The organism is Pseudomonas medicaginis, from assembly GCF_965119365.1.
Lineage (GTDB): Bacteria > Pseudomonadota > Gammaproteobacteria > Pseudomonadales > Pseudomonadaceae > Aquipseudomonas.
In genome coordinates this window covers 6559198-6580015 of record NZ_OZ221631.1, presented here as the reverse complement: position 1 = coordinate 6580015, position 20818 = coordinate 6559198, and the positions used below count along the sequence as shown (strand labels likewise).

The following is a 20818-nucleotide window of genomic DNA, read 5'->3' as shown; positions in this document are numbered from 1 at the left end:
CACGGATGAACAGGCCCTTGTGAATATGAGCGACAACACTGCTTCCCCGACCACGCCGACACCTGTCGCCAAACCTGTGCGCCGCTGGCCGGCGATACTGATCGGGCTGTGCCTGGTCGCCGGTGTGGCCGCCGGGCTGGGCTGGTTCATGAACAAGCCCAAGGCACCGCCCATGGAACTGGCGTTGGAAAAGCTCGGCCTGAGCCGCCCCGACGGCTTGCTCGAGGCCCATTCCTTGAGCCAGTTGCCCAAGGACCTGTTGGCGGTGCCGTTTCTCAAGGCCACGCTCACCGAGGACTTCGTCTTCTATTACGAAGCCCATGCCGACCGCCTCGGGCTGATCGGCAGCCTGCGCCGGATCATCTACGAGCATGACCTCAAGCTGCAGGACAGCCTGATCGAAACACTTTTCGACCAGCCGGCCGATGTCGCGCTGTGGCGCGGTGCGGACGGTCGCCTCAAGGATTTCCTGTTGGTGATGGATCGCGGCGGCCTGGCGAAGGTGCTGGAACCGTTGGCGAAAGTCGCATTGGATGACAGCCAATTGAGCAAGCTCGGCGACCTGAAGGTGGGGGGCGACGAAGTCGCGCTGTATCAGCTCAACTATAACGCCAGCAAATCCCTGGTCTTCGCCTCCCACGGCGACAAACTGGTCGTGCTGTCCAACCCGACCAAGCTCTACGACAAAGGCAATGGCCCTACCGACGAACGGGGCATGGTCTCGACCCAAGCCCTGGAGGCGCTGCTGGCCGGGGAAAAACTGTTTCCCGAAGCCTTCGGCCTGCCGCCCAAGGCGCCGGAAGTCAAGCAGCGCATCTCGGTCAATGCCAGCGTGCTCGCCATGGGCTACCAGCGTTTCATCCCGAACTTCGCCGGCTTGCGTTTCGACATGGACGACAAGGGCTGGCACAGCTTCCTGGCCATGGACGAACTGGAGAACCAGCCGGACTTCGACTTCAAGCCGATCTGGCAAGCCATGCCCATGGGCGCCAGTGCCTGCGTGGCCTTGCCCCTGGCCGCCGAGCAACAGAAACCGCTGCTGATCAGGCTCGGCGCCGACGAAAAGGCCGCCCAGGCCATGGTCGACCATGTGGCCGGCGCCGCAGGCCTGTGCTGGTACGCCGACTCGCGGCTGTACACGCCGCTGCTGGTGGCGAGCCTGAACGAAGACGATGGCAAGCTCGACGCCGACCTGGGCAACCTGTTCGGTTCGATGGTGGGCGCCTATGAAAACAACGTCGCCGAACATGCCTTCCCGGTGGTGGAGAAGCAACAAGGCACGACGCACCAGTGGCTGCGTCAGGTCAGCTCGAACTTCGGCCCTTACCCGGCCAAGGACGCAGAGCAGCCCGAGGCGATCACCGGCAAGGCGTTCCTGCGGGTCAGCCTGGCACGCCATGGTTCGACCTTGCTGTTTTCCCTCGATGACAAATTGGTGGACAAGGCCCTCGGCACCCTCGACAAACGCTTCCCGCCCATGGCCGACATGGTGCCCAAGGACCTGCTGATGCCGGTCTATTTCGGCCCGGATTCCATGGCGCAATTGATGCAGCGCGAAACCCTCGACAGCCTGCCCCAGGACATGGAACCGGTGTTCTACAACGCTGCGCAAACCTACCTGATCCCGAAACTGCGCACCCTCGGCGGCTACGGCAAATACGCCCTGACCTTGCCTGAAGGCAGTGAGCCGGACGGTCATTGGCAGTGGCTGCCGCTGGAATGGAAAGCGCTGTGACGGCATTGATCCGCAACCCCGCGTGGGCGCTGTGGCTGGCACTGCTGCTCGGCGGGCCTGCGCTGGCCGTCGAGGCGCCGGCGCTGGATGTGCAGCAATCCCAGGTCTTTCGCGCCTGGTTCGTGCGCATCGCCCAAGAGCAACTGACCAAAGGCCCGAGCCCGCGCTGGTACCAGCAGGACTGCGCCGGGCTGGTGCGCTTTGCCGCCAACGAAGCGCTCAAGGTCCACGATGAAAAATGGCTGCGCAGCAATGGCCTGTCCAATCGCTACCTGCCGCCGGAGCTGCCGCTCAGCGATGCGCAACGGCGCCTCGCCCAGCAATGGCAGCAGGGCGGCGGCAAGGTCGGGCCCTACGTCAACGCCATCAAGCTGATCCAGTTCAACAGTCGCCTGGTGGGCCGCGATGTCGCCCAGGCCCGCCCCGGCGACCTGATGTTCTTCGATCAGGGCGACGACCAGCACCTGATGATCTGGATGGGCCGCTACATCGCCTATCACACCGGCACCACAACCCCTACCGACAACGGCATGCGCTCCGCAAGCCTGCAACAACTCATGAACTGGAAGGACACCCGATGGATACCCGACGCAGCCAACCCCAACTTCATCGGCGTCTATCGACTCAACTTTCTCTCCCAATGACCGGTGCCCGCATGCTGCGCTTGTGTTCAAAATTGCCCCTGCTGTTTGCCTTGTTGCTGGCACCTGTCGTGAACGCCGAAGACACGGTGGAGCCCAGCGGCTACACGCCGGTGTCCGGTGAAAGTTTCTTCCTGCTGGCCGACAGCAGCTTTGCCAGCGACGAACAGGCCATGGTCCGCCTCGAAGCGCCGGGCCGCGACTACCGTCGGTTTCGCATGGAGCCCTACGGCGGCGCCGATATCCGCGTCTATCGCATCGACAAGCCGCTGGATTTCCTCAAGCGCCAGAAGAACCTGCACCGCGTGGTCAGCGACGGCCAGTTCAAGGGCGAAGGGCTGTCGAACACCCTCGCGTACCTGTGGGACAACTGGTACCGCAAGTCTCGCCGGGTGATGCAGCGGGCGTTCTCCTACGAGTCCCGCCAGCAGGTCACCGAAGAAGTGCCGGAGTTGAAGATCGGCGATGCCCTCGTGGCGCCGACACCTTATGAGGCTCCGGCTCAATTCGCCTTGATCCCGGGCTTGCCGGTGGTCAGCCAGTTCCGTTATCCGCTGTGGCAGGCCAAGCCGATCCAGCCGCCGGCCGGAGTCAACCTGGCCGGTTCGTCCAGTGAATTCGTCAGCGTCGCCCCGGGCAACGTCTATGTGCCGCTGGGCCAGTTGAAGCCAGGCCTGTACCTGGTGGAAGCGCTGATCGGCAAATACCGCGCGACCACCATGGTCTTCGTCTCCAACACCGTGGCCGTGAGCAAGATTGCCGGCGATGAATTGCTGGTCTGGGCTGCACGCAAGCATGAAGGGCGTTCGGTGCCCAAGGTCAACGTGCTGTGGACCGACGGCCTGGGCGTGATGAGCAGCGGCGCCACCGATGAAGACGGCCTGCTGCGCCTCAAACACGTCAGCCCGGAGCGTTCGTTCGTGATCGGCGAAGACGAGGAGGGCGGGGTATTCGTCTCGGAAAACTTCTATTACGACAGCGAGATCTACGACACCAAGCTCTATGCCTTCACCGACCGGCCGCTCTACCGGCCGGGGGATTGGGTGTCGCTGAAAATCGTCGGTCGCGAGTTCAAGAACGCCCGTGATTCGGTGCAACCGACGGCCGCCGACGTCAATGTCAGCGTGCTGGACGCCACTGGCACCGAGCTGCAGACCCTGGCCCTGAAGCTCGATTCCAAGGCCGGCACCCAAGGCCGTTTCCAACTGCCGGAAAGCGCTGTGGCCGGTGGCTATGAACTGCGCTTGCGCTACAAGGACCAGCTCTACAGCAGCGCCTTTCGTGTCGCCGAATACATCAAGCCGCACTTCGAGATCGCCCTGAACCTGGCCAAGCAGGATTACCGCACCGGCGAGCCGGTCAAGGGCAACCTGGTGCTGTTGTACCCGGACGGCAAGCCCGTGGTGAACGCCAAGGTGAGCCTGAGCCTGCGCGCCCAGCAACTGTCGATGGTGGATAACGAGCTGCAATACCTGGGGCAATTCCCGGTCGAGCTGACCAGCAGCGAAGTGACCACCGATGCCAAGGGCAACGCGACCCTCGACCTGCCGGCCGCCGACAAGCCGAGCCGCTACACGCTCACCGTGTTCGCCAGCGATGGCGCGGCGTATCGGGTCAAGACCACCAAGGAAATCCTCATCGACCGTGGCGCGGCGAATTTCCGCCTGAGCGCTCCCCAGCGGTTCAGCGCCGCCGGCCAGAAGGTGTCGTTCAGCTACGCCAACGAAGGCGGCAACGAACAGGCCAAGGCTGTGACGCCAGGCAGCTACGCCTGGGTGCGCCTGGAAGACCAGAGCACCGGCGAAGGCAAGCTGACGGCCAAGGACAAGGGCTTCAGCCTGACCTTCGAACGCCCCGGCACCTACAACCTGACGCTCAAGGACGACCACGGCCGGGTCATTGGCGCCGCCGCCCATGCGGTGACCGGTGAAGGCATCAAGGCCGTGCCAGGCACGGTCGAGATCGTCTTCGATAAGTCCGAATACAAGACCGGTGACGAAGCGCTGGCGCTGATCACGTTCCCGGAGCCGGTCAGCGATGCGCTGCTGTCCTTGGAGCGGGACAAGGTCGAGGCCACGGCGCTGCTGTCCAAGGGCGGCGACTGGCTGAAGATGGAAAAACTCAGCGACACCCAGTACCGCGCGCGCATTGCCGTGAAGGATAGCTTTGCGCCCAACCTGACCTTCTCGGTGCTGTACACCAAGGGCGGCCAGTACAGCTTCCAGAACGCTGGCATCAAGGTGGTTACGCCGCAGATCGACGTTGCCGTCGTCACCGACAAAGCCACCTACCGCCCAGGTGACACGGTGACCGTGGACCTGAGCACCCAGTTCGCCGGCAAGGCAATCCCGGCGCACCTGACGGTCAGCGTGGTGGACGAAATGGTCTACGCCCTGCAGCCGGAAGTCGCGCCGACCATCGACCAGTTCTTCTATCACCCGCGCCGCAACAACGTGCGCACCAGTGCCAGCCTGTCGTTCATCAGCTACGATGTGGCGCTGCCCGGCAGCCCTGGCGCGCCAGGCAAGGCCAACCGCAGCGAACGTGGGGTCAAGGTGCTGGAGCGGCCGCGGCGTGAAGACGTCGACACCGCTGCGTGGCAACCGGAGCTGGTCACCGATGCCAACGGCAAGGCCCGCTTCACCTTCAAGATGCCGGATTCCCTGACCCGCTGGCGCATCACGGCCAAGGCCATTGCGGACGACGGCCAGGTGGGCCAGAAAAAGCAGTTCATCGCCTCGGAAAAACCGCTGTACCTGAAGTGGAGCGGCCCGACCCGTTTCCGCACGGGCGACAAGCCGCAACTTGGCCTGTTCGCGTTCAGCCAGTCGGAAAAACCGCTGAAGGCCGAGCTGCTGATCCGTTATGCCGGCGCTGAACAGCGCGTGGTGGCGGACCTGAAAAACGGCATCAACTACGTGGCGCTGCCGGCCCTGGAACTGAGCAGTGGCGACTTGAGCGTGCAGTTGCAATTGAACGGCGAAACCCAGGACGCCCTGGCCCTGCACTTGAACGCCAGCGGCAATGGCTGGCAAGTCACCCAGAGCCAGCGCCTCGATGTGGCGAGCGGCGACACCCCGCTGACCCTGCCGGCCGACGCCAGCGATATTCGCCTGCGCCTGGACGACAGCCCGCAAGCGCTGTTCCGTTCGGCCCTGGACGACCTGCTGAGCTACCCGTACGGCGGGGTAGAGCAGACCGCCAGCCGTCTGTTGCCACTGAGCATCGCCTATCCGACCCTGGCGTCGAACCCGCAGATCCGCGACCGCTTGCGGTTGATCATGCAAAACAGCCGCTTGCGCCTGGTGCAAATGGCCGGACCGTCGGCGAGCTTCACCTGGTGGGGCCAGGACGGTGAGCCGGATGCGTTCCTCACCGCCTATGCCTATTACGCCGACTGGCACGCCAGCCAGGCCCTGGACCTGAGCCTGCCGCCGGAGCACTGGCAGCGGGTGCTGGAGGTCTACGCCAAGCAGGCCGGTGATACGCCGCTGCTGCAGCGTGCGCTGATCCTGTCGTTCGCCAAGCAGATGCAACTGCCGGTGAGCACCTTGCTCAGCGGCCTGATGGATGATCTGGCGAAGGCCAGTGAAGACAGCACCGAGAGCGTGCTGGACAGTGGCGAAGACAGCCTGGTGATGTACGCCCCGGATTCCGCCCTTGGGCTGGCCAGTGCCCGTGTGCTGACCGCGTCCCTGGCGAAACAGGCGAAGGTGCCGTTGCCGGCGGCTTTCAGCCGTCAGGCAGACGCCGCGCAGCAGCAACTGGAACTCAGCTCCCAGCCGTTCGTCGAGGCGTTGGTGTTGTCGTTGCAGACCTTTGATCAGGCCCGCGCCACCGCACTGCTGGAGCGCGTGCTGCCGCAGCAGTCCACCCTGGAACGGGCCCTGGCCCTGACCTGGTTGCAGCGCAGCATCGAACAGGCGGCACCGGCCGTGGCCCTGGCGCCGGGCGAAGGCTGGGCGGCCAAGCAAGGCGTGACCGGTGAAACCTACTGGCAGTGGCAGGGCGCGCAGCTTCCAACGATGCTGACCCTGACCGGCGCCCAGGAGCGTCCACTGCAAGCGGCGCTGAGCTTCCAGAGCCAGCAACCGCCGCTAGCACCGATGGCCGTGTCCATCACCCGTCGCCTCTCGCGTCTGGTGCCGGGCGACGAGGCCTTCACCTTCAAGCTCGAAGCCGTGGGCAACAAACCGTTGTCCAGCGATAGCCTCTATTTGGATGAGGTGATCATCAACAGCAAGGCCCCGACGCCTCTGCGCTACGGCATGCTCGAAGTGCCGCTGCCGCCGGGCGCCGATGTGGAGCGCACCACCTGGGGCATCCAGTTGATGGGCAAGGCCGACAGCGAACCGACGTCCCTGGAAAAGGCCCGTTTCGAGCCCGGCCAGATGGCGTATGCGGTGCCGGTGGATGCCCTCAGTGGCGAGCTGCGCCTGCGGCACTTGGTGCGTTTCTCCCAGAAGGGCCAGTTCACCTTGCCGCCGGTGCGCTTCACCCAGGTCTACGCGCCGCAACATCAGGCGCGGGAGCAGAAACCGGCGCTCGGTCAGGTCACGGTCAACTGATATGCGTTGGCCGCTGGTTGGGTGGCTGTTGTGCTTGATCCCTGCGCTGGTAACAGCGCAGGACGAGCCGTTGCGCCTGGCCTTCGACGGTCAATTGCTGCGGGTGAACCAGACCCAGGTGCTGGATCGCCAGCCATTGCCCGACACCTTGCAAGCGCCACTGGGCAGCCTGTGGAAGCTGTTTGTCTACGCCTGGCTGGTGGACACCGACGCTCGCGAGCCGGTCTATGAATGCCGCGGCGAGTCGAAGGAAGAAGTCTATTGCTGCAATGCCGGGCAGAGCATCGGTCGCGACCAGGCGCTGGTGAAGTCCTGTGGCTTGTATTTCGAGCCGCAGCGGCTCGGGCTGTCGGCCTCGAGCTGGCGCGACTACTGGCAGGCCCGCCAGGCACCGACCTGGTTGTCGGACCTGCCGACCTTGCAACCCCAGACGCAGGTGCCTGTGGCGGAACTGCTCAAGGCCCTGGCCACACTGCCGGCCCAGGACCAGGCCCGTCGGGTGCTGCTGGATGTGGTGCTCGGCGCGGCGGACGGGCGGCTGGTCGGCGAGTTGGGCAGTCGCCTGCGGGTCAAGACCTGGAGCTGGCTGGGTGACCAGGGCCCTTCATCGCGACAGGGCGGTTTTGCCGGTTGGCTGGCCGATGGCACGCCGGTATGGGCCGGTGGCCGTGGCACCAGCCAGCAGGTCCTGAAGGTCTATGGCGAAGGGTTGGCGGCGGCATTGCCATCGCGCTGGCCGGCGGAAACCGGGCGTTGCGTGGAGGTCGGCCTGTTTGCCCGCTACCCTTTGCAGCGGGTGATGGCCGGTGACCGGCCTGCCGCGCCGGGCCAACTGCGCGGTGACTACCGCGTTGCGTTCGCCAATGGCAACCAACTGGATATCCACAGCGACGGCGAATTGTTCCTGATGTCCGGCAAGCTGGTGGCGCGCCTGGACCGGGAGGAGTACGTCGCCCGGGTCCTGCAACGCGAAGCCAAGGCTGAACCCGCAGAAGCCGCCAAGGCGTTGGCCGTGGCGATCCGTACTTATTTGCTGCAGAACGCCCAACGCAACGGTGACTGCCTGAGCATCGACGACAGCAGTCATCGCCAGCGCGTCGCGCCACGTCCGGCGGCGCCTGAAACCCGCGCCATCGCCGCCTGGACCAGTGACCTGGTCCTGGCCGGCACCGATGTGACGTATCACTCCGACCAGCCGGGCCCGGACAAGCTGTCCTGGGCGCAAGCGGTGGCGCAAGCCAACGCAGGCCAACGCTACGACGCCATCCTGCTGCACGCCTACCCGCGTGCCAGCCTCAGTCGCTGGGACAACCCGGTGGCGTCCTGCGAAGCACTGCCTGCCGCCCAGGACTGGCTGCTCAAGCAGCGCCGGGGCTGGCGTCAGCGGTTGGAAAGTGAAGTGGGCTACAACGAAATCAGCGCGTTCGCCGTCTGCCGCGTCGCCTTCGGCCGGCCTTATGTCGACCGCGAGCGCCAGCGCATCTACGTGCGCGGCGTGCTGTCGCTGCAGGATCGTCTCGACCTGACACATGAATATCTGCACCTGGCCTTCGAAGCTCACCCCAACGGCCAGGACGAAACCTATATCGAAGGGCTCGCCCGTCACCTCTTGCTGGAATAGACCATGACACTCCGTTATCCACAGGTCTTGCTGTTGCTCTGCGCCCTGACTGCGTTGCCACCGGCCATGGCCGCCGACTCCATCACGCTCGACACCCCCGTCGGCGGCTGGCGCAGCGGTGCGCCGGGCGGTGAAGGCGAAAGCTTCAGCCAGACCGTCAACTACCCGGCCTCGTCGGTCAACACGCCCCCAGGCCAGGCCAACACCGCGCGCATTACTGGGCAGATCAAAGGCGCGCCCAAGGACAGCAACGCGCCGGGCCAACTCATCGTCAACGGCGTCAGCCTGCCGCTGAAACTCGATGAGCAAGGTCGCTTCGACCGGCCGTTCTCGTTCCCCAACGGCAGCAACAGCGTTGAAGTGCGCAGCGCCGATGGCCAGCAGCGCCGCCGCACGCAATTTCTCAACACCAGCGGCGGCGCCACGCCGGCCAAGCTGCGGGTCCTGCTGACCTGGGACAGCGACGGCACCGACCTTGACCTGCACCTGGTCACCCCGGACGGCGCCCACATCTGGTACGGCGACCGTGCCGTCGCCAACGGCGCCGCCCTCGACGTCGACGTCACCACCGGCTATGGCCCGGAAATCTTCGCCATGCCCGCGCCGATCAAGGGCCAGTACCTGGTGTATGTGAACTACTACGGCGGCGGTTATCGCTATCAGGACGACGGCGAGGACGGTGGAGAACAAGCGCAGCAAGCCCTGACCACCGCACAAGTCACCGTGATCACCGAAGAAGGCACGCCGAACGAGAAGATGGAAACCTTCGTCGTGCCGATGCGGGCGGTGGGTGAGCTGACGTTGGTCAGAAGTTTTAGCTATCCGTAAGTCGCCATCATCAGTCACAACTGATGTCGCGGCCTGAGGAGATCCCCCTGTGGGAGCTGAGGATCGATGGTGGACGCCTGATCTGTGAACGCTCAAAAAAATCTGTGGGAGCGAGCTTGCTCGCGATGGCGTCGACAGATCCAACATCTCTGCATGCGGATGTACCGCCATCGCGAGCAAGCTCGCTCCCACAGGGAGGATGAGTCGCTAAAAAATCTCACGCGTGAGCTATTGTGAGGTTTCGAAAGTACCTGTAGTGTTTCTCACGCGTGAGTTTTTTACAGTGGGGTTCAGCACCATGCAAAGTAGCTCCCCAGCAGATCCGCCTGACGGGTCTGTGACCGATACAGCGAACCGCAAGGGAGAGCGCTCGAAATCCTCTGCGAAAAAACCATCGAGCTTCTACATGAAGCAGATGCGCGCGGGCCTGAGTGCCGCCGGGTATGTGAAACACGAGACTTGGGTGCTTCCCGAAAACCGAAGCCTGCTCAAGCAAATGGAGAAACAGCTACGCCAACCGATTCTGGCTGGCTCATTCATGTCGGAGAATTACATGAGCGCAGGTAATAACTGGAACATCGATCGCCTCTACAGCGCCCTTCAGGCCCTGGACGAAGTGGTCGCGAACGACATCACCCTCTCCCTCATTCAAGGCTCCGAATCCAGCATCAAACTGGAAATGAATGACTTCGGCGGCTTGCCGATCTACATCGCGGTGGTCGGCGACCAGATCATCGTCGATACCGTCCTGGTGGACGTCGAGTCGATCAATGACGTGGCGGCCTTCAACGACGCCGTGTTGCGCAGCCGGGAGATGTTCCCGCTGTCGTCCATCGGCATCGAGACCATGCCCAATGGACAGGTCGTCTACAACATGTTCGGTGCGTTGAGCGCCGACTCCAGCCTGACCAACGTCGTCACCGAGGTCAAAACCCTCGTCGACAACGTCCAGCGCGCCAGCGAAGCCTTCGAACGCTTCTTCATCTAATTCGCCGAATAGGAACCATCCAATGACTCAGTCCATCTGGAGCAAGTTGTTCACCGCACTGCGTGGCGGTGCCAGCGAAGTCGGCGAAGCGATCGTCGACCAGCAGGCCCTGCGCATCCTCGACCAGGAAATCCGCGATGCCGACAGCGCGCTGGCCAATGCCAAGCGTGAACTGGTCACCATCATGGCCAAGCACAAGCTGGCGACCGATCGTGTCGGTGAATACAACGCCAAGATCAAGGACCTGGAAGCCAAGGCCCTGGCTGCGATCCAGGCCAACCGCGAAGACCTGGCGCTGGAAGTGGCCGAGGCCATTTCGACCCTGACCAACGAACTGGAAGCCGAGCAGAAGCACGCGACCGAATTTGGTGGTTATGCGAACAACATGCGCAAGGACATCACCAAGGCCGAAAGCCGCATCAAAAGCCTGCGTCAGCAAGTGGACATGGCCAAGGCCCGCGAAAGCGTGCAGAAGGCCCAGGTCAGCGCTTCGATCGCCAGTGGCGGCGCCAATGGCAAGCTGGAAACCGCCGTTGGTACGCTCAACCGCCTGCAAGCCAAGCAACAGCAACGGGCCGCTGAACTCCAAGCCCAGGACGAACTGGCCGAGGCTTCGACCGGCTCGGACCTGGAGCGCAAGCTGCGCGATGCCGGCATCACGCCGAACGAAGGCAGCGCCAATGCGATCCTGGAACGGTTGAAGAAAAAATCGGCTGAGTGATCGGGTGGACATTGCCTTGGTGAAGATCAGCCAAGGCAAGCCAAACCAAGCCAGCCAAACCAAGCCAAACCAAGACAGGCCAGGCCAGGCACAGAACCTGTGGCGAGGGGATAAACCCCCTCACCACAAGCTTGTGCTCGGCATCAGGGTTTTGTGCTCGAGTCCTGTTTTCCTGGAAATTACCGGGTGTATTGTCACCGAAGTACTTTTATCCAAACCCCACAGCAGGTTTAATGCTGTCCGGCCACCACGCTCGAGCTCTCAGACGCCAGAGCGATGAGCCCACCAGGAACCAAACCCCACGGAGTCAGGGACGCGATGTCGATTTTCCTTTTGTTGCGCACGTACGCGTCGTCCTTCTTCCATCGGTTCGGCTGGGCGGGCCTGGCCATTGCGTTGGGCGTGCACCTGGCCACGGCCTGGATCGGCCTCGTGCTGCTGGGCGAGCAACACCTCATCGCCGCCGCCACGTTTATCTACTTCTATCTCACCACCACGCTCACCGTCGGCTATGGCGATCTGTTGCCACAGACGTCCGCCGGGCGAATTTTCGTGGCGACCTGGATCATGCTCGGGGGCATTGCCCTGTTGACGACGGTCATCGGCAAAACCACTAGCAGTGTCATCGATGTATGGAGAAAAGGCATGAAGGGCAAAGGCGATTTCACCGGCAAGGTCGGCCACACGGTGCTCATTGGTTGGGAGGGCGCCTCCAGCGAGCGGGTCATCGAATTGCTGCTGCTGGACGAAACCTCCAATGACAACCTGATCGTCATCTGCGATTGCGATCTCGAAGAAAACCCCATGCCCGGCAAGACCTCGTTCATCAAGGGCGACAGCCTGTCCTCCGTCGCGCTGTTGCAGCGTGCCGGCGTACCGGGTGCCGAACGCGTGCTGGTGCGCACCCATTCCGACGACCTGACCCTGGCCACCGTGCTGGCGGTCAACCAATTGGAGCCTGCCGGGCATGTGGTCGCCCACTTCAACGACAGCGAAATCGCCGCCCTCGCCAGCGCCTATGCACCGAGCCTGGAATGCACCTCCAGCATGGCCATCGAAATGCTGGTTCGGGCTTCCCAGGACCCGGGCTCTTCCGTGGTCATCAATGAGTTGCTCTGTGTGGGCGAAGGCGCCACCCAGTACCTGATGAAACTGCCCGAGGCGTTTGAAGCGACGTTCGGCGACCTCTACACCCGGATGAAAGAACAGCACAACGCTACGCTGATTGGTTACCGCGCCAAGGGCGCCCGACACCCGGCGATCAACCCGCCCGGCGCCACGCGCGTCGTGGGTGGAGAACTCTTCTACATCGCCTCCGCGCGTCTCAAGGAAATGTCCCATGGGGTGGTTTAATCAGTTGATGGGGCTTGAGGCCCGGAACGCGAACACGAAAACGAACACGAACACGAACACGACAGCCGGCGATCACTGGCCTACCACCGGGCCCCTGGGCCTGGCCCCCGGCAAGCAGATCATGTTCGATACCACGCTCAAGTTGTTGTTCGATGGCAACAGCACCGTGGTCGTCCCAGGCACCCAGCAGGTATGGGGCCTGGGCATCATCGACCTCTGGCAGTCGAACTGGCTGTTGCGCTACTACATGAACGACCAAGACTACTGGCTGCAAGTGCACACCAGAGGCGACATCGTCGGTCAGGTCGAGTCGGTGATCCTGTTCAATTACCTCAGCTGCGTCGGGATCAACACAGAAGAGGAGTTGCGCCGCCTCGCCGGCCCAGAAAGCCTGATTGGCCTGCCGACCTACACCTACGACGGCGTCGAGTACACCCGCGAATGGGGCACCGAGGCTGGCCAGACAGAGCTGGTGGCGTTGAGCGAGAGCGTAAGCGGTTTAGACGAGTCCTACATCATGCAACATCATTCGATGTTGTATTCCCGCGACACTGGCCTGACGGATCGCCGGGAATTCCTGCTGTTCTCCGTCGAAGAGGACGCCGAAGGCTTCGTCGCCCTGAGCATTTCGCTGGGTATTTCGCTGTACACCACTGACCTGAACACTTTTTGAACAAGGAAGAAGTCCATGCTTGAAGCGCTCTCCATTTCCCTGAACAAAGCCGCCGTGCTCGGCTTTGTCATGTACATCCTCGGCGCCGCCGTGCTGTTCGCGCTGTTCCAGTTCATCTACACCCGCATCACGCCGCACAAGGAGTTCGAACTGATTCGCTCGGGCAACGTGGCCGCGGCCATTGCCCTGGGCGGCGCCGTCATCGGTTTCGCCATTCCGGCCAGCAACGTGATCGCCTACTCGATCAACATGCTGGACTTCGTCGTCTGGGCGGTGATCGCCGCTGTCGTCCAGTTGCTGGCGTTCCTGGTGACCAGCCTGGTGCTCAAGGGCGCCTCCGCGCGCATCAAGAACGGTGAAATCGCCGCGGGTATCTACATCGCGGCCGTGGCCATCAGCGTCGGCATGTTGAACGCCGCGTGCATGACGCCTTCCACGAACTGATTGCGCCACGGAGAACCCGATGAAACGAAGCAAGTACGTCCAGCTTTCGCTGGCCGCGTCGGTCGCCCTGGCGATATCCGGCTGCGGGCCAACGGAAAAAACCTACAAGTTGCAGAAGAAGTACAACTTCCAGTCTGTCCAGCAATGTGTCGATGAAAAGCTGCCGGTGGACATTTGTTCCAACGCCTACATGACCGCCTTGTCTGAGCATCGTCGCATTGCCCCGGTATACGACAGCCAGGCCGATTGCGATGCCGACTTTGTTCCCGATTGGTGCCAACAGGACTCGGCCGGCAAGTTCATTCCCAAGCTGGGCGGTTTCGAGTTGAGTGCCGATGGCGAGGTCACGCAATCCGAGGTCGACGCCGCCCGGGCCCAGTTGCCGGCTTCGGAAGCGAACGTGGGTGGTTCGGGCTTCGGCAACCTGCTGACCGGCATGCTGATCGGCAACATGTTGAGCGGCCACCGCAGCAGTTATTACTCCGAGCCGGTCTACCGTTACCGCGATGATCGCGGCAACTTTGGGTCCTCGACGCTCAACCAGCGGGTGTCCAGTGGCTCGACCTTTACCAAGTCCAACCAGGCGCGGTATGGCAGCTACACCGACTCCGTCAAGAGCAGCAAGGCGATATCCGTCGCTTCGTCCACGTCTCGCGGTGGCTTCGGCAGCCAGTCCAGTGCCCGCAGCGGTTGGGGCGGTTCGAGCCGCTCCGGCGGTTGAGGAACTGGCACCATGAAGAAGATCCATTGCGCAGAGCGTCCTGACTGGAAGCAGACCGCCGAGCAGCTCGGCTTTCTGTTCCACACCATCGACGACGAACCCTATTGGGACGAAAGCGCGTACTACCAGTTCACCCTCAAGCAGATCGAGGACGACCTGGAAGACCCGACCACCGAGATCCATGAGATGTGCATGGACCTCGTGGCCCGGGTGGTCCAGAGCGAAGAATTGCTGGAACGCCTGAGCATTCCCGCGTCGTTCTTCGACCTGGTGCGCACGTCATGGCTCGAAGGCCACCCGCACCTGTATGGGCGCATGGATTTCTCCTACAACGGCACGGGCCCGGCCAAGTTGTTGGAGCTCAACTACGACACGCCGACCAGCCTCTATGAGGCGGCGGCGTTTCAGTGGGGCTGGCTGGAGCAATGCATCGAGCGCGGCATGCTGCCGGCCCATGCCGACCAGTTCAACAGCATCGACACCAAGCTGCACCAGGCCTTCGCCCAGTTGCAGATCAAAGAGCCGTTCTATTTCGCCTCGATGAAAGGCTCGGTGGAAGACAAGGGCACCACGGACTACTTGCGCCTGATCGCGGAAAAGGTCGGCATTGAATCGCGGCACATCGATATCGAAGACATCGGTCTCAACAGTGATGGGCGTTTCGTCGACCTGGAAGAGCGCTGGATGGCGCACCTGTTCAAGTTGCATGCCTGGGAGTTCATCTTCCACGAGCCGTTTGGTGAAGCGATCGCCCAGTGTGATACGCAGTTTTTCGAGCCGGCCTGGAAGTCGATCATCTCCAACAAAGGCATCCTGCCGCTGCTGTGGGAATTCAACAAAGGCCACCCGAACCTGCTCGCGGCCCACCTGGATACCGACACCCGCAAGGCAGTGCCCAAGGGCTGGGTACGCAAGCCATTCTTTTCCCGGGAAGGCGCCAACATCGAGCTGCAGACCGCTGATGGCCTGATCGTAAAAGAAGACGGCCCCTACACCGACGCGCCGTTCATCCTCCAGGAATTCGCGCCATTGCCGAAGTTTGGCGACAGCTACACGCTGATCGGCTCCTGGGTCATCGGCGACCAGGCGGCCGGCATTGGAGTGCGGGAAGACAACAGCCTGATCACCAAGGATTCCAGCCGGTTCCTGCCGCACCTGATCCTCGACTGACCGATTGCCATCCGCTCTTGGGGCGAGGGGTTTATCTGTGGCGAGGGGATTTATCCCCGCTGGGCTGCGAAGCAGCCCCAAGAGAACTCAACTCAATCTGTCTGCAATACCGAGGTATGGCTTTTTAGGGCTGCTTCGCAGCCCAGCGGGGATAAATCCCCTCGCCACAAGAGTGCTTGGCAGTGTGCCAGTGTAGAGGCAAGCGACGCCCCCTGTGGGAGCTCGCCTAAGACTTTCCTCAGGTCCACCAGTACCGCACCAAATGAAAGAAGATCGGCGCGGCGAAGCACACCGAGTCCAACCGGTCGAGCATGCCGCCGTGGCCTTCGATCATGTGGCCCCAGTCCTTGACGCCGCGGTCGCGCTTGATCGCCGACATGACGATGCCGCCGGCAAAGCCCAGCAGGTTGATCAGCAAGGCGATGAGGAACGACTGCCAGGGGTTGAACGGCGTGATCCACCACAGCGCGCCACCGATCAGCGAGGCCAGGAAGATGCCGCCGACAAACCCTTCCACGGTTTTCGAGGGCGACAGGTTCGGCGCGATCTTGTGTTTACCGAACAGCTTGCCGCAGACGTACTGCAACACATCCGAGAGCTGCACCACGATCACCAGGTAGGCGATCAGCAACAGGTTGCGCCCTTCGAAACCGGCGATGTCCAACGTCAGCAGGGCCGGGACGAAGGAGATGCAGAACACCGCGATCATCAAGCCCCACTGAACCTTGGAAGCGCGCTCCAGGAAGTGCGTGCTGTCGCCGCCCAGGGAGGCCAGGATCGGCAGCAGCAGGAACACATACACCGGGATAAAGATCGAAAACAGCCCGTACCAGTCGTAGTAGATCAACAGGTACTGCAGCGGCAGCGCCAGGTAGAACGCGGCCACCAGGGCCGGGTAGTCACTGCGCCGGGTGGGCGTGAGGGTGAGGAATTCCCGCAGGGCATAGAACGACACGGCGTAGAACAACAGGATGACCGCCGCGTTGCCGAGCCAGAACGCCACGCCGATCACCAGCACCATGATCCACCAGGCATTGATCCGGGCGTTGAGGTTGTCGATGACCGAGTTCGGCGCGCCGCGGGTCTTGAGCCTGAGCATGAAACCGATCAACGAAGCCAGCACCAGAATGGCGCCGATCCCGCCAAACAACATCAGGGTATATCGATCCATGTCAGACGTGCTCCGGGGCCAGGGCCAGCAGCGCGGCGCGGCTGCGTTCAAGGAATTGCTCTTTGCTTTCACCTGCTTCGATGCACAGCGGCGCGCCGAAACTGGTGGTGCACAACAGGGGCAGGGGCAGGACGCGACCCTTGGGCATGACGCGGTTGAGGTTGGCGATCCACACCGGGATCACTTCGACCTCGGGATGAGCCTTCATCAAGTGATAGATCCCGCTCTTGAAGGGCAACAGGCCTTCCTCCGGATTGCGCGTGCCTTCCGGGAAGATGATCAGCGAGTCGCCGTTTTCCAACGCATCGAGCATCGGCTGCAATGGGTTGTACGCAGGGTCCTTGCGCTCGCGGTCCACCAGCACGCCGTTGAACACCCGGTTGATGATGTAGCGCCGCACCGGGCTGGTTTGCCAATAGTCGGCTCCCGCGACCGGACGGGTGAGCTTGCGCAGCGCCGGCGGCAGCGAGGCCCAGAGCAACACGAAGTCACCGTGGCTGCTGTGGTTGGCGAAGTAGATCCGCTGCACCGGCGTCGGCGCACAGCCGAGCCACAGGCTGCGAGCGCCCGTGACCATGCGGGCGGCGGAGGTGATGAGGTTGGCGACCACGGGTTCGAACATGAGGATTCCTTATCCTGAGAAAGCTAGCCAGGGACTGGCCAGGATGAAGCCCAGCGTCAAGACCACTTGTGCGGCCAGCAACCGCGATTGCCGACGCAGCAGCAACAACGCGCCGTGCCGGCGTTCGGTCCAGAGACGGCCGGCGCGTTCGGCCGGTTGCAGACCCAGCGAGGTGAGGGCCTGGTCCAAGGTATAGGTGCGCTCGGCCAGGGACTGGGTGCTGTCCGCCATGCGCTGGAACAGGTCGGCGTCAAACGCCACGCGCAGCGCCCAGTATTTCTCCAGCACGCCGATGACGATCAGTGCGGTACTCAACAGCAGCAACCACGGATCGATAACGCCCACCAGCCACTGCCCGAACCCCAGCAGTACCGCCAGCAGCGTGAGCCCGGTGGACAGCTGATCCAGCGAATGGCCCCGGCGCAACAGGCTCGCCACGGTGTGGAGCTCCATATCAGTGATCATGGACATTCCCCTGTGCTGTGGATAACTGCTCCAACGCGCGACGGTGTGCCGCGTGCAAGACGATACGCGGTCGAGCGCGCTGGATTTGCACGATCGCCGCATCAAAGCTCGCTGCCCGGCCGCTGTGCAGCAACCAGGCCACCACCGCCGTGGCGCTGCGCGAATAACCCAGGGCGCAGCAGACCAACACCGGCCCATGCTGGCGCAGGCTTTCGATCGCTTCAGCCGCTTGCAGGCATTGCTCGGCGGTCGGCGCCGTCAGGTCGAGCACCGGCAGTGAGCGATAGGCGATGCCCGTGCTGTCCATGGACAGTTCCGCGCAGAGGTCGAGGACCCCGGTAAAGGCGCTGTCCTTCAACTCCATCGGCGTGGGGACTCGTCCCAGCCAGACGTTCTCCGCTATCAGGTCCGGCTGCGGATGTTTGCGTGTCCAGCCGCGAGAATTGATCCACGCCGCCGCCAGGTAAGGCGCCATCAACCAGCGCGCCGCGGGACTCAAGCGACCGTCGGCACGTTTCTGGAAACCGTCGGCACCGAACGCCAGGTAGTTCAGCGCCACCATGAGCACCGCGACCGCCGGCCAGATCAGCCAGAGCCACGCGCCGCCGAAGGCAAACGCCGGAATGAACAGCGCAGTGGCGCCCAAGCCACAACGCAAGGCCAGGCGTCGGCGGGCAGGGTCTGTCGTCAGGCGGGCACTCAGCAGCGGACTCGGTCGGTCCAGCGGCCACAGCCAGACACACAACCAACCGGCCAACGCACCCGTGGGCAGGTCAATGAAATGATGTTGATACGTGGTCAGCACCGACACGCCGATCAACGCGAACCAACCGTGCATCAGCCAGCGCCAGACACCCTGCAGATGCCGCTGATAGCAGACCCACAGCACCACCAGCAACGCGATGTGCAGCGACGGAGCCTGGTTGAACGGTTTGTCGAAACCCGCCAGCACTTCGAACAACCAACCAAACACCCCGTCCATTTCCGGGCGAGGGAAGGTGAAGCGCAACGGCCAGAGCAGGAAGCAACTGACCGCGATCCCCTGGGCCGTGAGCAGGCGCAAGGCGTGGCGCTTGAGTTCGTCGCGGCTGGTGGGCAACAGCAAGGACAGGCCGTACAGCAGATCGATCGACCAGTAAGGCACGATGGTCCAGGCCATGAACGGCATGTGGCTTTCCCAGGCGAACACCAGCGTGCCGACGTCGTCACGCTGGGAGGTGACCCAGGTGGCGAAGCCGTAAGTGGTGAAGAACAGCGGCGCCAACAACAGCAGCCACAGCACCGCCGGTTTCAGCAGTGCGGGCTCGCGGGCCGGGGCGATGACGGCGCTCATTACTGCACTCGCTGGGCCAGCGAAACGCTGAAAATGCCCCATTCATCGACCCGCAGGGTGATCTTGCGGAAGCCCGCCGCCTCGACCAGTTGATCCATCTCCGCCTGGGTGCGTCGACGCATCACCCAGGCTTGCCCTGCGCGGTGGCTGGTGAGGGCGCGGGCGATCAGTTCCAGTTGCGGGTGCCATGGCTGGCCGGTGTAGACCAGGAAACCGCCCGGCTCCACGGCTTCGGCCAGGCCCGCGAGGGAGCCGCCAACCAGTTGGTTGTCGGCAAACAGCTCGTACAGGCCCGACACCACGGCGAGGGTCGGCTTGGGTTCCAGCGCCGCCAGGTCCTGGCGATCGAAGGCATCGCCTTTGACGAAGCGGGCGATGTCGCCCAAGCCTTTTTCCGCGATCAGCGCACTGCCGTCGCGCACATTGATGTCGCTGTAGTCGCGCAGCAGGATCGACTCGGGCAACGGGCTGACGCCTTGCAGCGCTTCGAGAATGTAGCGGCCATGGCCGGCGGCGATGTCGACGATGCGCACCTCGCGGTCCTGGGCGCGCAACTCGCCCATCGCCAGGCGCAGCAGCTCTTCGACGTGCAGCTTGCGCTGGCGAATGCCGCGCCAGCCGATGGAGTTCAGGTAATTCTGGTCAATCATCTTGCCCAGGGCCGAGGTGCCGGTGGGGCGGTTGCGGTAGACGTAATCCAGGGTGCTGCCGGAGTCGAACCCGGTGTCGAAACCCAGCTTCACCCCGGCCGACAACTTGCTGCCAAAGCGCATGCTGGCGCGGGTCATGCGCCAGTAGAGGTCGCGCAGCGAGTTGTGCGGCAGCGGCGTGGCCAGGGTTTCGGCTTCGGCGCAGGTCGCGCCCAGGCGATCGGCGTCCAGCAGGCAAGGGCGGTCCAGCGGGCGGGCGAAGTTTTGCAGGATGAAGCGACGGGCACTGGCAATGGCCGGCGCACGGTTTTTCTCGCCGAGGGTGTCGTGGAAGAAGCCCGGCAGGACGTGCTTCTCCTTGTGCAGGCTGCCCAGGCGTTCGAAGAACTGCTCCTGGGGTTTGCGGTGCACGACAAAGTCCGAGCCCGAGATCAACAGCTGCGTCGGCACCTGGATCGCCTGGGCATCGGCCACCACACGGTCGGCGGCTTCGTACAGGCCCAGCAGCACGTTCACCGAAATGGCCTTGGTGATCAACGGGTCGCTGTCGTAGGACGCCACCCGCTCCGGGTCATGGCTGAGGAACTTCGCCTTGACGTAGCTGTTGACGAAGAAATTACCGCGAAACTTGCGCATCAACGCCAGGCCCGGACGGGCGAACGGCACGTAGAGCTTGACCTTGAATGCCGGCGACGCCAGCACCAGGGCGCGAATGCGCGGCGCGTAATCGTGGACCCAGGTGGACGCGATCACCGCGCCGACGCTTTGCGCGACCACGGCGATATTCGCTTCGTCGATCTGATGCGCCGCGCCGATGTGATCGCAGAAGGTCTGTACGTCCCGCGCACTGGTGGCAAAGCTCGGGCTGTCCCCCCGTTCGCCCGGCGACTGGCCATGGCCACGGGCGTCCCAGGCAAAGAAGTCGAACCCGGGCAGGTCCAGCTCATCCACCAGGTGCGCGATGCGCCCGGAGTGTTCATGGCCGCGATGGAACAACAACACGGCCTGGCGGGGTTCACTCGCTGTCGCGTCGACAGCGGACCAGTGTTGGTAGAACAGCTCCACGCCATCGTGGGTGGTGAAAGTCCGGTGTTGGGCTTCGCGCATTGCAAGT

At 63.2% G+C, this 20818-nt stretch carries 17 protein-coding genes; 12 read left to right on the top strand and 5 right to left on the bottom strand.

Features of this window, described 5'->3' with window-relative positions; genetic code table 11:
* Positions 1 to 25: 25 nt before the first annotated feature.
* The 12 genes from ACMTA2_RS29040 to ACMTA2_RS28985 all read left to right on the top strand — a co-directional run bounded on the left by ACMTA2_RS29040 (position 26) and on the right by ACMTA2_RS28985 (position 15463).
* Entirely contained in the window at positions 26 to 1735 is a 1710-nt protein-coding gene (locus tag ACMTA2_RS29040) for a DUF2138 domain-containing protein (protein ID WP_413792832.1), read from the top strand.
* A complete protein-coding gene (locus tag ACMTA2_RS29035; protein WP_413792831.1) occupies positions 1720 to 2379 on the top strand; it encodes a DUF1175 domain-containing protein in 660 nt (219 codons plus the stop codon). The genes ACMTA2_RS29040 and ACMTA2_RS29035 overlap by 16 nt, the downstream gene beginning before the upstream one ends.
* A complete protein-coding gene (locus ACMTA2_RS29030; protein ID WP_413795742.1) occupies positions 2376 to 6944 on the top strand; it encodes an alpha-2-macroglobulin family protein in 4569 nt (1522 codons plus the stop codon). Before ACMTA2_RS29035 ends, ACMTA2_RS29030 begins: the two co-directional genes overlap by 4 nt.
* 1 nt (position 6945) lies before the next feature.
* Entirely contained in the window at positions 6946 to 8565 is a 1620-nt protein-coding gene (locus ACMTA2_RS29025; RefSeq protein ID WP_413792830.1) for a DUF2300 domain-containing protein, read from the top strand.
* Between the two features lie 3 nt (positions 8566 to 8568).
* On the top strand, positions 8569 to 9393 hold the full coding sequence (locus ACMTA2_RS29020; protein WP_413792829.1) for a YfaP family protein: 825 nt from the start codon (positions 8569 to 8571) through the stop codon (positions 9391 to 9393).
* 406 nt (positions 9394 to 9799) lie between these two features.
* Complete coding sequence (locus ACMTA2_RS29015) at positions 9800 to 10381, top strand: YjfI family protein (protein ID WP_413792828.1); 582 nt, start codon at positions 9800 to 9802, stop codon at positions 10379 to 10381.
* A 22-nt stretch (positions 10382 to 10403) separates the two neighbouring features.
* Positions 10404 to 11102: a PspA/IM30 family protein gene (locus ACMTA2_RS29010; RefSeq protein WP_413792827.1), complete on the top strand. Its 699-nt coding sequence runs from the start codon at positions 10404 to 10406 to the stop codon at positions 11100 to 11102.
* Between the two features lie 318 nt (positions 11103 to 11420).
* Entirely contained in the window at positions 11421 to 12455 is a 1035-nt protein-coding gene (locus ACMTA2_RS29005) for an ion channel (protein WP_413792826.1), read from the top strand.
* The gene (locus ACMTA2_RS29000; protein WP_413792825.1) at positions 12442 to 13128 is read left to right on the top strand and encodes a DUF2491 family protein; all 687 of its coding nucleotides are present in this window, start codon (positions 12442 to 12444) and stop codon (positions 13126 to 13128) included. The genes ACMTA2_RS29005 and ACMTA2_RS29000 overlap by 14 nt, the downstream gene beginning before the upstream one ends.
* 15 nt (positions 13129 to 13143) lie before the next feature.
* Complete coding sequence (locus ACMTA2_RS28995; protein WP_413792824.1) at positions 13144 to 13572, top strand: DUF350 domain-containing protein; 429 nt, start codon at positions 13144 to 13146, stop codon at positions 13570 to 13572.
* A gap of 19 nt (positions 13573 to 13591) precedes the next feature.
* Positions 13592 to 14293: a DUF1190 domain-containing protein gene (locus ACMTA2_RS28990; RefSeq protein WP_413792823.1), complete on the top strand. Its 702-nt coding sequence runs from the start codon at positions 13592 to 13594 to the stop codon at positions 14291 to 14293.
* A gap of 12 nt (positions 14294 to 14305) precedes the next feature.
* Positions 14306 to 15463: a glutathionylspermidine synthase family protein gene (locus ACMTA2_RS28985; protein WP_413792822.1), complete on the top strand. Its 1158-nt coding sequence runs from the start codon at positions 14306 to 14308 to the stop codon at positions 15461 to 15463.
* Positions 15464 to 15701: 238 nt separating this feature from the next.
* Here the strand turns inward: ACMTA2_RS28985 and ACMTA2_RS28980 are convergent, their stop codons facing one another.
* Genes ACMTA2_RS28980 through ACMTA2_RS28960 form a run of 5 tightly spaced genes read right to left on the bottom strand, consistent with a single transcriptional unit; the run spans position 15702 to position 20811 of the window.
* Complete coding sequence (locus ACMTA2_RS28980; protein WP_413792821.1) at positions 15702 to 16634, bottom strand: phosphatidate cytidylyltransferase; 933 nt, start codon at positions 16632 to 16634, stop codon at positions 15702 to 15704.
* Between the two features lies 1 nt (position 16635).
* Positions 16636 to 17256 carry a lysophospholipid acyltransferase family protein gene (locus tag ACMTA2_RS28975; protein WP_413792820.1) on the bottom strand — a complete coding sequence of 207 codons (621 nt, stop codon included), beginning with the start codon at positions 17254 to 17256 and terminating at the stop codon, positions 16636 to 16638.
* 9 nt (positions 17257 to 17265) lie between these two features.
* A complete protein-coding gene (locus ACMTA2_RS28970; RefSeq protein ID WP_413792819.1) occupies positions 17266 to 17721 on the bottom strand; it encodes a hypothetical protein in 456 nt (151 codons plus the stop codon).
* Complete coding sequence (locus ACMTA2_RS28965; RefSeq protein ID WP_413792818.1) at positions 17711 to 19054, bottom strand: phosphatase PAP2/dual specificity phosphatase family protein; 1344 nt, start codon at positions 19052 to 19054, stop codon at positions 17711 to 17713. Before ACMTA2_RS28965 ends, ACMTA2_RS28970 begins: the two co-directional genes overlap by 11 nt.
* Positions 19054 to 20811: a bifunctional alpha/beta hydrolase/class I SAM-dependent methyltransferase gene (locus tag ACMTA2_RS28960; protein ID WP_413792817.1), complete on the bottom strand. Its 1758-nt coding sequence runs from the start codon at positions 20809 to 20811 to the stop codon at positions 19054 to 19056. The genes ACMTA2_RS28965 and ACMTA2_RS28960 overlap by 1 nt, the downstream gene beginning before the upstream one ends.
* Positions 20812 to 20818 lie beyond the last annotated feature (7 nt).